We start from the raw sequence: 12,947 nt of genomic DNA, 5'->3' as shown, positions 1-12,947 counted from the left end.
CAAGCAATTCGTGTGGGTGCTTGTGGAGTCAGACTGATAGTCAACAAGATTATCAGCATCACAAGTTACTCCGCGAGAAATCAAAGATGTAACCAACGATTGCTGAGCCAAGTTTAGGGTTTCTTAAAAACCCAAAGATGTTTGAACTGAAGAGTTTGATCATGGCTCAGATTGAACGCTGGCGGCAGGCCTAACACATGCAAGTCGAGCGGATGAGAGGAGCTTGCTCCTGGATTCAGCGGCGGACGGGTGAGTAATGCCTAGGAATCTGCCTGGTAGTGGGGGACAACGTTTCGAAAGGAACGCTAATACCGCATACGTCCTACGGGAGAAAGCAGGGGACCTTCGGGCCTTGCGCTATCAGATGAGCCTAGGTCGGATTAGCTAGTTGGTGAGGTAATGGCTCACCAAGGCGACGATCCGTAACTGGTCTGAGAGGATGATCAGTCACACTGGAACTGAGACACGGTCCAGACTCCTACGGGAGGCAGCAGTGGGGAATATTGGACAATGGGCGAAAGCCTGATCCAGCCATGCCGCGTGTGTGAAGAAGGTCTTCGGATTGTAAAGCACTTTAAGTTGGGAGGAAGGGCAGTAACTTAATACGTTGCTGTTTTGACGTTACCGACAGAATAAGCACCGGCTAACTCTGTGCCAGCAGCCGCGGTAATACAGAGGGTGCAAGCGTTAATCGGAATTACTGGGCGTAAAGCGCGCGTAGGTGGTTCGTTAAGTTGGATGTGAAATCCCCGGGCTCAACCTGGGAACTGCATTCAAAACTGTCGAGCTAGAGTATGGTAGAGGGTGGTGGAATTTCCTGTGTAGCGGTGAAATGCGTAGATATAGGAAGGAACACCAGTGGCGAAGGCGACCACCTGGACTGATACTGACACTGAGGTGCGAAAGCGTGGGGAGCAAACAGGATTAGATACCCTGGTAGTCCACGCCGTAAACGATGTCAACTAGCCGTTGGGAGCCTTGAGCTCTTAGTGGCGCAGCTAACGCATTAAGTTGACCGCCTGGGGAGTACGGCCGCAAGGTTAAAACTCAAATGAATTGACGGGGGCCCGCACAAGCGGTGGAGCATGTGGTTTAATTCGAAGCAACGCGAAGAACCTTACCAGGCCTTGACATCCAATGAACTTTCCAGAGATGGATTGGTGCCTTCGGGAACATTGAGACAGGTGCTGCATGGCTGTCGTCAGCTCGTGTCGTGAGATGTTGGGTTAAGTCCCGTAACGAGCGCAACCCTTGTCCTTAGTTACCAGCACGTTATGGTGGGCACTCTAAGGAGACTGCCGGTGACAAACCGGAGGAAGGTGGGGATGACGTCAAGTCATCATGGCCCTTACGGCCTGGGCTACACACGTGCTACAATGGTCGGTACAAAGGGTTGCCAAGCCGCGAGGTGGAGCTAATCCCATAAAACCGATCGTAGTCCGGATCGCAGTCTGCAACTCGACTGCGTGAAGTCGGAATCGCTAGTAATCGTGAATCAGAATGTCACGGTGAATACGTTCCCGGGCCTTGTACACACCGCCCGTCACACCATGGGAGTGGGTTGCACCAGAAGTAGCTAGTCTAACCTTCGGGAGGACGGTTACCACGGTGTGATTCATGACTGGGGTGAAGTCGTAACAAGGTAGCCGTAGGGGAACCTGCGGCTGGATCACCTCCTTAATCGACGACATCAGCTGCTCCATAAGTTCCCACACGAATTGCTTGATTCATTGAAGAAGACGATAGAAGCAGCTTTAAGCTCCAAGCTGATAGCTCCAAGCTAACAGTTGCGCGCTCGAAATTGGGTCTGTAGCTCAGTTGGTTAGAGCGCACCCCTGATAAGGGTGAGGTCGGCAGTTCGAATCTGCCCAGACCCACCAATTTTGTTATGGGGCCATAGCTCAGCTGGGAGAGCGCCTGCCTTGCACGCAGGAGGTCAACGGTTCGATCCCGTTTGGCTCCACCATTTAACTGCTTCTAAAAGTTTAGAAATGAGTATTCCTTTGAGAATATTGATTTCTAGTCTTTTGATTAGATCGTTCTTTAAAAATTTGGGTATGTGATAGAAAGATAGACTGAACGTTACTTTCACTGGTAACGGATCAGGCTAAGGTAAAATTTGTGAGTTCTCTTAATTGAGAAATTCGAATTTTCGGCGAATGTCGTCTTCACAGTATAACCAGATTGCTTGGGGTTATATGGTCAAGTGAAGAAGCGCATACGGTGGATGCCTTGGCAGTCAGAGGCGATGAAAGACGTGGTAGCCTGCGAAAAGCTTCGGGGAGTCGGCAAACAGACTTTGATCCGGAGATGTCTGAATGGGGGAACCCAGCCATCATAAGATGGTTATCTTGTACTGAATACATAGGTGCAAGAGGCGAACCAGGGGAACTGAAACATCTAAGTACCCTGAGGAAAAGAAATCAACCGAGATTCCCTTAGTAGTGGCGAGCGAACGGGGACCAGCCCTTAAGTGGCTTTGAGATTAGCGGAACGCTCTGGAAAGTGCGGCCATAGTGGGTGATAGCCCTGTACGCGAAAATCTCTTAGTCATGAAATCGAGTAGGACGGAGCACGAGAAACTTTGTCTGAATATGGGGGGACCATCCTCCAAGGCTAAATACTACTGACTGACCGATAGTGAACTAGTACCGTGAGGGAAAGGCGAAAAGAACCCCGGAGAGGGGAGTGAAATAGATCCTGAAACCGTATGCGTACAAGCAGTGGGAGCAGACTTTGTTCTGTGACTGCGTACCTTTTGTATAATGGGTCAGCGACTTATTTTCAGTGGCGAGCTTAACCGAATAGGGGAGGCGTAGCGAAAGCGAGTCTTAATAGGGCGTCTAGTCGCTGGGAATAGACCCGAAACCGGGCGATCTATCCATGGGCAGGTTGAAGGTTGGGTAACACTAACTGGAGGACCGAACCGACTACCGTTGAAAAGTTAGCGGATGACCTGTGGATCGGAGTGAAAGGCTAATCAAGCTCGGAGATAGCTGGTTCTCCTCGAAAGCTATTTAGGTAGCGCCTCATGTATCACTGTAGGGGGTAGAGCACTGTTTCGGCTAGGGGGTCATCCCGACTTACCAAACCGATGCAAACTCCGAATACCTACAAGTGCCGAGCATGGGAGACACACGGCGGGTGCTAACGTCCGTCGTGAAAAGGGAAACAACCCAGACCGTCAGCTAAGGTCCCAAAGTTATGGTTAAGTGGGAAACGATGTGGGAAGGCTTAGACAGCTAGGAGGTTGGCTTAGAAGCAGCCACCCTTTAAAGAAAGCGTAATAGCTCACTAGTCGAGTCGGCCTGCGCGGAAGATGTAACGGGGCTCAAACCATACACCGAAGCTACGGGTATCATCTTCGGATGATGCGGTAGAGGAGCGTTCTGTAAGCCTGTGAAGGTGAGTTGAGAAGCTTGCTGGAGGTATCAGAAGTGCGAATGCTGACATGAGTAACGACAATGGGTGTGAAAAACACCCACGCCGAAAGACCAAGGTTTCCTGCGCAACGTTAATCGACGCAGGGTTAGTCGGTCCCTAAGGCGAGGCTGAAAAGCGTAGTCGATGGAAAACAGGTTAATATTCCTGTACTTCTGGTTATTGCGATGGAGGGACGGAGAAGGCTAGGCCAGCTTGGCGTTGGTTGTCCAAGTTTAAGGTGGTAGGCTGAGATCTTAGGTAAATCCGGGATCTTAAGGCCGAGAGCTGATGACGAGTGTTCTTTTAGAACACGAAGTGGTTGATGCCATGCTTCCAAGAAAAGCTTCTAAGCTTCAGGTAACCAGGAACCGTACCCCAAACCGACACAGGTGGTTGGGTAGAGAATACCAAGGCGCTTGAGAGAACTCGGGTGAAGGAACTAGGCAAAATGGCACCGTAACTTCGGGAGAAGGTGCGCCGGTGAGGGTGAAGGACTTGCTCCGTAAGCTCATGCCGGTCGAAGATACCAGGCCGCTGCGACTGTTTATTAAAAACACAGCACTCTGCAAACACGAAAGTGGACGTATAGGGTGTGACGCCTGCCCGGTGCCGGAAGGTTAATTGATGGGGTTAGCTAACGCGAAGCTCTTGATCGAAGCCCCGGTAAACGGCGGCCGTAACTATAACGGTCCTAAGGTAGCGAAATTCCTTGTCGGGTAAGTTCCGACCTGCACGAATGGCGTAACGATGGCGGCGCTGTCTCCACCCGAGACTCAGTGAAATTGAAATCGCTGTGAAGATGCAGTGTATCCGCGGCTAGACGGAAAGACCCCGTGAACCTTTACTATAGCTTTGCACTGGACTTTGAATTTGCTTGTGTAGGATAGGTGGGAGGCTTTGAAGCGTGGACGCCAGTTCGCGTGGAGCCATCCTTGAAATACCACCCTGGCAACTTTGAGGTTCTAACTCAGGTCCGTTATCCGGATCGAGGACAGTGTATGGTGGGTAGTTTGACTGGGGCGGTCTCCTCCTAAAGAGTAACGGAGGAGTACGAAGGTGCGCTCAGACCGGTCGGAAATCGGTCGTAGAGTATAAAGGCAAAAGCGCGCTTGACTGCGAGACAGACACGTCGAGCAGGTACGAAAGTAGGTCTTAGTGATCCGGTGGTTCTGTATGGAAGGGCCATCGCTCAACGGATAAAAGGTACTCCGGGGATAACAGGCTGATACCGCCCAAGAGTTCATATCGACGGCGGTGTTTGGCACCTCGATGTCGGCTCATCACATCCTGGGGCTGAAGCCGGTCCCAAGGGTATGGCTGTTCGCCATTTAAAGTGGTACGCGAGCTGGGTTTAGAACGTCGTGAGACAGTTCGGTCCCTATCTGCCGTGGACGTTTGAGATTTGAGAGGGGCTGCTCCTAGTACGAGAGGACCGGAGTGGACGAACCTCTGGTGTTCCGGTTGTCACGCCAGTGGCATTGCCGGGTAGCTATGTTCGGGAAAGATAACCGCTGAAAGCATCTAAGCGGGAAACTTGCCTCAAGATGAGATCTCACTGGAACCTTGAGTTCCCTGAAGGGCCGTCGAAGACTACGACGTTGATAGGTTGGGTGTGTAAGCGCTGTGAGGCGTTGAGCTAACCAATACTAATTGCCCGTGAGGCTTGACCATATAACACCCAAGCAATTTGCATGCTCCGAGCTGAAAAGCGAGCGAGACCAGATTGCGGTGTGTGAAGACGAAACGAACCGAAAGTTCGAAAGACTCACAAAACACCGAAAACTATCACATACCCAATTTGCTGAAGCGAGGCCATCTGGTCACGACTCAGTACCCGAATTTCTTGACGACCATAGAGCGTTGGAACCACCTGATCCCATCCCGAACTCAGCAGTGAAACGATGCATCGCCGATGGTAGTGTGGGGTTTCCCCATGTGAGAGTAGGTCATCGTCAAGATTAAATTCCGAAACCCCAATTGCGAAAGCAGTTGGGGTTTTGTTTTGTCCGCAGGAAAAGCATCTGCTTGATTTCTATGCAACAGCCCGGGTCATGGCTATTATTCGGGCCTCATTGTGAGGGCGAGACCTGCATGTTGACGTTGTTGAACCTCCTGAAAGATGGTCGATTCCATTCTGGTCAGGATCTTGGGGCCGCCCTGGGAATAAGTCGAAGTGCGGTGTGGAAGCAGCTTCAGCAGCTTGAGGCGGAGCTTGGCTTGTCCATCCATAAAGTTCGAGGACGGGGGTATCAATTGGCTGCGCCATTGACGTTGCTCGATTCTCGGACATTGTCGGCAATGGCGCCCGGTTGGCCGGTTACTGTTCTGCATTCGGTCGACTCGACAAATGCTGAAGCCTTGCGCGCGGTTGGCCAAGGAAGTTTGGCGCCCTTTTTAGTGCTCGCGGAGCGGCAAGTCTCTGGGCGTGGGCGACGAGGTCGTAAATGGGTGAGCCCCTTTGCAGAAAATCTCTATTACAGCCTTGTACTTCGCATCGACGGCGGAATGCGCCAGCTCGAGGGCTTGAGTCTTGTAGTGGGGTTGGCTGTCTTGCAGGCTCTGAGAAATTTTGGAGTGCCGGGTGCGGGATTGAAATGGCCTAACGATGTCTTGGTGGGTAACAAGAAAATTGCCGGCATTCTCCTTGAGCTTGTTGGAGATCCGGCGGACGTTTGCCATGTAGTGCTGGGAATTGGCGTCAACGTGAACATGCAGGAGGCCGATGATGTCGATCAGCAATGGACGTCGATTCGGCTTGAGTCAGGTGGAAACACTGATCGCAATGCCTTGGTGGCTGAGCTTGGTAAGCAGTTAAATGATTATATCCAGCGCCATCAGATGATCGGTTTTTCGGCTCTCCAGGCGGAATGGGAGGCAAATCATTTGTGGCAAGATCGCTCTGTGTCATTGATTGCGGGTTCCAGTCAGATAGATGGTGTTGTGCTCGGAATCGACAGTCAGGGTGCGCTGCGGCTGAAGGTGGATGGCGTGGAAAAAGTCTTTAGTGGCGGCGAGCTCAGCCTGAGGTTGCGTGATGATTCTTGAGCTCGACTGTGGGAACAGCTTTATTAAGTGGCGAGTGCTGAAGGCTGCGCTCGACGCTGTATTTTTCGAAGGGGTTGTCGACTCTGATCTCGCGTTGCTTGACAGTTTGAGAGCTCTCGATGGGCTTGCGCTTCGTAAGGGTCGCTTGGTCAGTGTCAGGACTGCAGAGGAGACTGATGCCTTGATCCGTGCTATCGAGTGCGAGTTTGGTATTTCGGTGGTGCGCGCGAAGCCCGCTCGTGAAATGGCCGGTGTCAAAAATGGTTATGAAGACTACGAGCGTCTAGGGCTGGATCGATGGCTGGCCATGCTTGGCGGGTTTCATCTAGCGTCGGGTGGTGCTTGCCTGGTGCTTGATTTCGGTACGGCGGTAACTGCAGATTTTATTGCTGCGAATGGTGAACATCTGGGCGGTTTTATTTGCCCTGGAATGCCGTTGATGCGGAATCAGCTACGTACGCATACCCGTAATATTCGCTATGGAGATCTTGCGGCTGAGCGCGCGCTGTCCAGTAGTGCGCCTGGGCGTACCACCGTTGAGGCTGTGGAGCGAGGGTGTTTATTGATGTTGCAGGGTTTCGTATTGACGCAGTTGGAAATGGCGCGTTCCTACTGGGAGGAAGACTTCATAGTCTTTATCACTGGCGGGGATGCTGAATTGGTTGCGGGTGTCTCGCCCGAAGCTCGAGTCGTTCCTGATCTGGTGTTTGTGGGGTTGGCTATGGCGTGTCCTTTTTCCTGAGGTTTGTATGCGTTGGTTGTTTCTCCTGCTTCTTGTTCTTAATGTTTTCTATTATGTCTGGCATCAGCAGGAGGCGCCCTTGCGGGCGAAGGATGTAACGCCTCTTAGTTTGTATCGAGGTTCCCAGCAAGACATTCGCTTGCTCAGCGAAACGACGAGTGAGGCTCGGGAGGGGCAGGGGGAGCGTCGGCAACAGTGTCTTTTCCTTGGCGGTTTTTCTCGGCAGGAATCGATTTCAGCGCTCCAGCAGCGTCTGGCTGAAATGGGGGTTGATGTAAAATCTTCGACGAAGGATGCATCTGGGGCTGGTTATTGGTTGTCTGTTTCGCCTCAGGGTCAGCGTTTGTTGGGGGATGTACAGTTGCAAAACCTTTCCAACGAATTCAATGAGTTAAAACATAAAATAATGCTGTGTGAGGGGGTTGCACCTGCTGAATAGTTTGCATAGAATGGCGCCCGCTCCACAGCGAAGACCTAAACAGGAATTCAAAGTGAGGCGATGTCAAAGCAGCTAACCTCAGGTTTTTAAATGAGAAAATGCTTGACAGAGGTTTGGCATAGTATAGAATGCCGGCCTGATTAGGAGGGGTTCCCGAGCGGCCAAAGGGATCAGACTGTAAATCTGACGTCTACGACTTCGAAGGTTCGAATCCTTCTCCCTCCACCAGATTTAAGCGTGAGCTGCAGGCTCCGCGGGTATAGTTTAGTGGTAGAACCTCAGCCTTCCAAGCTGATGATGCGGGTTCGATTCCCGCTACCCGCTCCAAGTTTGCAGGTTGTGCAAAGTGTTTTGCTCTTGTAGCTCAGTTGGTAGAGCACACCCTTGGTAAGGGTGAGGTCAGCGGTTCAAATCCGCTCAAGAGCTCCATATAACAAGGCAGATATGAAAATATCTGCCTTTGTTTTAATGGTTGATATTGTTTGTCTAATTTCTTCTGTTGAGGGTGATATCGATGGCTAAGGAAAAATTTGATCGTTCCCTGCCCCACGTCAACGTTGGGACCATTGGTCACGTTGACCACGGTAAAACCACTCTGACTGCTGCTCTGACTCGCGTTTGCTCCGAAGTTTTCGGTTCGGCAATCGTTGACTTCGACAAGATCGACAGTGCGCCAGAAGAAAAAGCTCGCGGTATCACCATCAACACCGCACACGTTGAGTACAACTCGAAGATCCGTCACTACGCTCACGTTGACTGCCCAGGTCACGCTGACTATGTGAAGAACATGATCACCGGTGCTGCTCAAATGGACGGCGCTATTCTGGTTTGCTCGGCCGCTGATGGTCCGATGCCACAAACCCGTGAGCACATCCTGCTGTCCCGTCAGGTTGGCGTTCCGTACATCGTGGTTTTCCTGAACAAGGCTGACCTGGTAGACGACGCTGAGCTGCTGGAACTGGTTGAGATGGAAGTTCGCGACCTGCTGTCGACTTACGACTTCCCGGGCGATGACACTCCAATCATCATCGGTTCGGCTCGTATGGCGCTGGAAGGCAAAGACGACAACGAGATGGGCACCACTGCCGTCAAGAAACTGGTTGAGACTCTGGACAGCTACATCCCAGAACCAGTTCGTGTGACCGACAAGCCGTTCCTGATGCCAATCGAAGACGTATTCTCGATCTCCGGTCGCGGTACTGTTGTGACTGGTCGTATCGAGCGCGGTATCGTTCGCGTTCAGGATCCGCTGGAAATCGTTGGTCTGCGTGACACCACCGTTACTACTTGCACCGGTGTTGAAATGTTTCGCAAGCTGCTCGACGAAGGTCGTGCTGGCGAGAACTGCGGCGTTCTGCTGCGTGGTACCAAGCGTGACGACGTTGAGCGTGGTCAGGTTCTGGTTAAGCCGGGTTCGGTTAAGCCGCACACCAAGTTCACTGCAGAAGTTTACGTTCTGAGCAAGGAAGAGGGCGGTCGTCATACTCCGTTCTTCAAAGGCTACCGTCCACAGTTCTACTTCCGTACTACTGACGTGACTGGTAACTGCGAGCTGCCAGAAGGCGTTGAAATGGTAATGCCAGGTGACAACATTCAGATGACTGTTACCCTGATCAAAACCATCGCAATGGAAGACGGTCTGCGTTTCGCTATCCGTGAAGGCGGTCGTACCGTCGGCGCTGGCGTCGTAGCTAAAATCATCGAGTAAGTAGTTGTAATGTATTTTTCGGGCCGGCATAATGGTCGGCCTGATTTTGTTTTAGGTCAGTAGCTCAATTGGCAGAGCGACGGTCTCCAAAACCGTAGGTTGGGGGTTCGATTCCCTCCTGACCTGCCAGATTCACTTGGTGTGTCTGGCTTTCTTTTCACAGGATCTTCATAGATGACTCCTAAAGCTGAAGCTCAAGGCTCTCGCTTCGATCTGCTCAAGTGGCTTGTAGTTGTCGCTTTGGTGGTTGTTGGCGTTGTTGGTAATCAGTATTACTCTGCTTCGCCGATCCTGTACCGTGTACTCGCTTTGCTTGTCATTGCTGCTGTAGCTGCCTTTGTAGGCCTGCAGACTGCGAAGGGCAAGTCTTTCTTTGTACTCGTTAAGGAAGCTCGCACCGAGATTCGTAAAGTCGTGTGGCCAACTCGCCAAGAAACCACGCAGACCACCCTTATTGTGGTGGCTGTTGTTCTGGTTATGGCGTTGCTGTTGTGGGGTCTTGATTCCCTGCTCGGCTGGCTTGTTTCCTTGATCGTCGGCTAAGGGTGTCCCGTGGCTAAGCGTTGGTATGTTGTGCATGCTTACTCGGGTTACGAGAAGCATGTGATGCGCTCGCTGATCGAGCGCGTAAAGCTGGCTGGCATGGAAGATGGCTTCGGCGAAATTCTGGTTCCCACTGAAGAAGTGGTTGAAATGCGTAACGGCCAGAAGCGCAAGAGCGAGCGTAAGTTCTTTCCAGGCTATGTGCTGGTTCAGATGGATATGAATGAGGGGACTTGGCACTTGGTCAAGGACACTCCTCGGGTGATGGGTTTCATTGGCGGTACCGCTGATAAGCCTGCGCCAATCACTGATAAAGAGGCGGAAGCAATTCTGCGTCGCGTCGCTGATGGTAGCGACAAGCCGAAGCCGAAGACTCTGTTTGAGCCAGGTGAAACGGTGCGAGTCAATGACGGTCCATTTGCTGATTTCAATGGCGTTGTTGAAGAAGTCAACTACGAAAAGAGCCGGATTCAAGTGGCTGTGCTTATTTTCGGTCGCTCTACCCCGGTAGAGTTGGAGTTCAGTCAGGTCGAAAAGGTCTAGCTGAAAAAAGCATCCCAACCCCACAGCCATAGGCTGTGGGGTTTTGTCGTCACTGGGATAAACGCGCAAGTAACCGGGGAGCCTTTCGAGGCGTTCGAACCCGTAATTGGAGTGCCTCATGGCCAAGAAGATTACCGCTTACATCAAGCTGCAAGTGAAGGCCGCTCAGGCTAACCCAAGCCCACCTGTTGGTCCTGCACTGGGTCAGCACGGCGTGAACATCATGGAATTCTGCAAGGCTTTCAACGCCCGTACTCAGGGTCTGGAAGCTGGTCTGCCGACTCCAGTGATCATCACTGTCTACAGCGACCGTAGCTTCACTTTCGAAACAAAATCCACCCCTGCTTCGGTTCTGCTGAAGAAAGCGGCGGGTCTGACCAGCGGTTCCGCTCGTCCGAACACCGTTAAGGTTGGCACCGTTACCCGTGCTCAGCTGGAAGAAATCGCGAAAACCAAAAACGCGGATCTGACTGCAGCTGATATGGATGCAGCCGTGCGTACTATCGCCGGTTCTGCTCGTAGCATGGGCCTTAACGTGGAGGGTGTGTAATGGCTAAGCTGACCAAGCGTCAAAAGGCTATCGCCGGCAAAATCGAAGCAGGCAAGGCCTACAATATTGTAGACGCCGCCGCTCTGCTGGCTGAGCTGTCGACTGTCAAGTTCAGCGAGTCGTTCGACGTTGCTGTAAACCTGGGTGTAGACCCGCGTAAATCCGACCAGGTTGTTCGCAGCGCTACTGTGCTGCCACACGGCACTGGCAAGACTGTTCGCGTTGCTGTGTTCACCCAGGGTCCAGCTGCTGAGGCCGCTTTGGCTGCCGGCGCTGACCGTGTAGGTATGGACGACCTGGCTGCCGAAATGAAAGGCGGCGACCTGAACTATGACGTAGTAATCGCATCCCCGGATGCCATGCGCGTTGTAGGTCAGCTGGGCCAGATCCTCGGTCCACGTGGTCTGATGCCTAACCCTAAGGTTGGTACTGTAACTCCAGACGTAGCTACCGCGGTTAAAAACGCTAAAGCTGGCCAGGTTCGTTATCGCACCGACAAAAACGGCATCATTCACACCTCCGTTGGCAAGATGGGCTTCGACGCCGTCAAGCTGAAGGAAAACGTTGAAGCCCTGATCGCTGATCTGAAGCGTATCAAGCCAGCTTCCTCGAAAGGCATTTACGTCAAGCGCGTTACCCTGAGCACCACTATGGGCCCAGGTCTGGTTATCGATCAGAGCTCGCTGGACGCGTAAGACAAAGGTTGGCGCGATTGTTCGCGCCAATCGAAAGATTGGGGTCCCTGCCTGGCGGGGGCTATCCAAGACCGTAGGCGACGCGAGTCTTAAACCATAAGCCTACGCAGATGGTGCTCCCGGTTCCTTACCGAATCAGACACCAAAACGACATTCGGTTTCGATCGAATGAAACGGTAACAAGCAGGAGTTAAACCCGTGGCAATTAATCTCGAAGACAAGAAGGCCATCGTCGCTGAAGTCAACGAGGCTGCCAAAGTCGCTCTGTCCGCTGTCGTGGTTGATGCACGTGGCGTAACAGTAGGCGCAATGACCGGACTCCGTAAAGAGGCTCGTGAAGCTGGCGTTTACGTACGTGTTGTACGTAACACCCTGCTCAAGCGCGCTGTTGCTGACACTGAATACAGTGTTCTCAACGACGTGTTCACCGGCCCGACCTTGATCGCATTCTCCAACGAACACCCGGGCGCTGCTGCTCGTCTGTTCAAAGAGTTCGCTAAAGGTCAGGACAAGTTCGAGATCAAGGCAGCTGCGTTCGAGGGCAAGTTCCTCGCAGCTAATCAGATCGACGTTCTGGCAAGCCTGCCGACCCGTGACGAAGCAATTTCCCAGCTGATGAGCGTGATTCAAGGCGCTACCAGCAAATTGGCTCGTACTCTGGCGGCACTTCGCGACCAGAAAGAAGCTGCTGCAGCCTAAGGCTGAGCGTTTCCTCTCTCGCGTATTTTTGTTTATTTCGATGGCCTCCAGGCTATCCCCCAATTCAGGAAATAAGTCATGTCTCTGACTAACGAACAAATCATCGACGCAATCGGCGAAAAATCGGTTCTGGAAATCGTTGAGCTGATCAAGGCAATGGAAGAGAAGTTCGGCGTATCCGCTGCCGCTGCTTCTGCTGGTCCAGCTGCTGCTGCCGCTGTTGTTGAAGAGCAAACCGAGTTCAACGTTATCCTGAAAGGCGCTGGCGAGAAGAAAGTCAACGTGATCAAGGCTGTACGTGAACTGACCGGTCTGGGTCTGAAAGAAGCCAAGGAGAAGGTTGACACCGCTCCTCAGGTTATCGCTGAAGGCGTTTCGAAAGAAGCTGCTGAAGACGCGAAGAAGAAGCTGGAAGAAGCAGGCGCTGAAGTCGAAGTTAAGTAACTTTCGACTTTGCACCTCCAGCCCGAGCGTCAAGCGACAGGCTGATGGCTGGTGGCTCTTGCCACCGGCCTTTTTCCGTTATTGGCAGCCGACTGGGTCGGTGCTGATAAAGGCGC

10 protein-coding genes, 6 tRNA genes and 3 rRNA genes are annotated in these 12,947 nt (G+C 52.4%); all 19 read left to right on the top strand.

The annotated features are described in order from the left end of the window. Positions 1-143: 143 nt before the first annotated feature. Positions 144-1,680 (top strand): 16S ribosomal RNA (locus tag ACZ0A4_RS21110). A 123-nt stretch (positions 1,681-1,803) separates the two neighbouring features. Continuing rightward, positions 1,804-1,880: transfer RNA gene (locus ACZ0A4_RS21105), tRNA-Ile, on the top strand. Between the two features lie 10 nt (positions 1,881-1,890). Further along, positions 1,891-1,966 (top strand) — tRNA-Ala (locus tag ACZ0A4_RS21100). A gap of 234 nt (positions 1,967-2,200) precedes the next feature. Continuing rightward, positions 2,201-5,094, top strand: a 23S ribosomal RNA gene (locus ACZ0A4_RS21095). 171 nt (positions 5,095-5,265) lie between these two features. After that, positions 5,266-5,381: ribosomal RNA gene (gene rrf, locus ACZ0A4_RS21090) — 5S ribosomal RNA — on the top strand. Together the 16S, 23S and 5S rRNA genes with 2 tRNA genes alongside form the textbook arrangement of a ribosomal RNA operon. A 133-nt stretch (positions 5,382-5,514) precedes the next feature. Next, the gene (birA, locus tag ACZ0A4_RS21085; RefSeq protein WP_463576249.1) at positions 5,515-6,468 is read left to right on the top strand and encodes a bifunctional biotin--[acetyl-CoA-carboxylase] ligase/biotin operon repressor BirA; all 954 of its coding nucleotides are present in this window, start codon (positions 5,515-5,517) and stop codon (positions 6,466-6,468) included. Beyond that, positions 6,458-7,210, top strand: coding sequence for a pantothenate kinase (locus tag ACZ0A4_RS21080; protein WP_463576248.1), 753 nt, complete (start codon positions 6,458-6,460; stop codon positions 7,208-7,210). Before birA ends, ACZ0A4_RS21080 begins: the two co-directional genes overlap by 11 nt. Before the next feature lie 7 nt (positions 7,211-7,217). Next, a complete protein-coding gene (locus ACZ0A4_RS21075; protein WP_463576247.1) occupies positions 7,218-7,649 on the top strand; it encodes a hypothetical protein in 432 nt (143 codons plus the stop codon). A 143-nt stretch (positions 7,650-7,792) separates the two neighbouring features. Continuing rightward, positions 7,793-7,877: transfer RNA gene (locus ACZ0A4_RS21070), tRNA-Tyr, on the top strand. Positions 7,878-7,902: 25 nt separating this feature from the next. Continuing rightward, a tRNA-Gly gene (locus tag ACZ0A4_RS21065) sits at positions 7,903-7,976 on the top strand. 26 nt (positions 7,977-8,002) lie between these two features. Continuing rightward, positions 8,003-8,078 (top strand) — tRNA-Thr (locus ACZ0A4_RS21060). A gap of 85 nt (positions 8,079-8,163) precedes the next feature. After that, positions 8,164-9,357 carry an elongation factor Tu gene (tuf, locus tag ACZ0A4_RS21055; protein ID WP_053124324.1) on the top strand — a complete coding sequence of 398 codons (1,194 nt, stop codon included), beginning with the start codon at positions 8,164-8,166 and terminating at the stop codon, positions 9,355-9,357. Positions 9,358-9,410: 53 nt separating this feature from the next. Then, positions 9,411-9,486: transfer RNA gene (locus ACZ0A4_RS21050), tRNA-Trp, on the top strand. A 45-nt stretch (positions 9,487-9,531) separates the two neighbouring features. Next, positions 9,532-9,900 carry a preprotein translocase subunit SecE gene (secE, locus tag ACZ0A4_RS21045; protein WP_007916493.1) on the top strand — a complete coding sequence of 123 codons (369 nt, stop codon included), beginning with the start codon at positions 9,532-9,534 and terminating at the stop codon, positions 9,898-9,900. A gap of 9 nt (positions 9,901-9,909) precedes the next feature. Next, a complete protein-coding gene (nusG, locus tag ACZ0A4_RS21040) occupies positions 9,910-10,443 on the top strand; it encodes a transcription termination/antitermination protein NusG (RefSeq protein WP_007957598.1) in 534 nt (177 codons plus the stop codon). Positions 10,444-10,561: 118 nt separating this feature from the next. Further along, positions 10,562-10,993, top strand: a complete 432-nt coding sequence (gene rplK, locus ACZ0A4_RS21035) for a 50S ribosomal protein L11 (protein ID WP_003228756.1) — start codon at positions 10,562-10,564, stop codon at positions 10,991-10,993. Then, positions 10,993-11,688 carry a 50S ribosomal protein L1 gene (gene rplA, locus ACZ0A4_RS21030; RefSeq protein ID WP_007916481.1) on the top strand — a complete coding sequence of 232 codons (696 nt, stop codon included), beginning with the start codon at positions 10,993-10,995 and terminating at the stop codon, positions 11,686-11,688. Before rplK ends, rplA begins: the two co-directional genes overlap by 1 nt. A 198-nt stretch (positions 11,689-11,886) precedes the next feature. Next, positions 11,887-12,387, top strand: coding sequence for a 50S ribosomal protein L10 (gene rplJ / locus ACZ0A4_RS21025; protein WP_007916479.1), 501 nt, complete (start codon positions 11,887-11,889; stop codon positions 12,385-12,387). A gap of 78 nt (positions 12,388-12,465) precedes the next feature. Then, positions 12,466-12,831 carry a 50S ribosomal protein L7/L12 gene (gene rplL / locus ACZ0A4_RS21020; protein ID WP_053124318.1) on the top strand — a complete coding sequence of 122 codons (366 nt, stop codon included), beginning with the start codon at positions 12,466-12,468 and terminating at the stop codon, positions 12,829-12,831. Positions 12,832-12,947 lie beyond the last annotated feature (116 nt).

This window comes from Pseudomonas sp. AC172, assembly GCF_979258595.1.
This window is presented reverse-complemented; position numbering and strand designations above follow the sequence as displayed.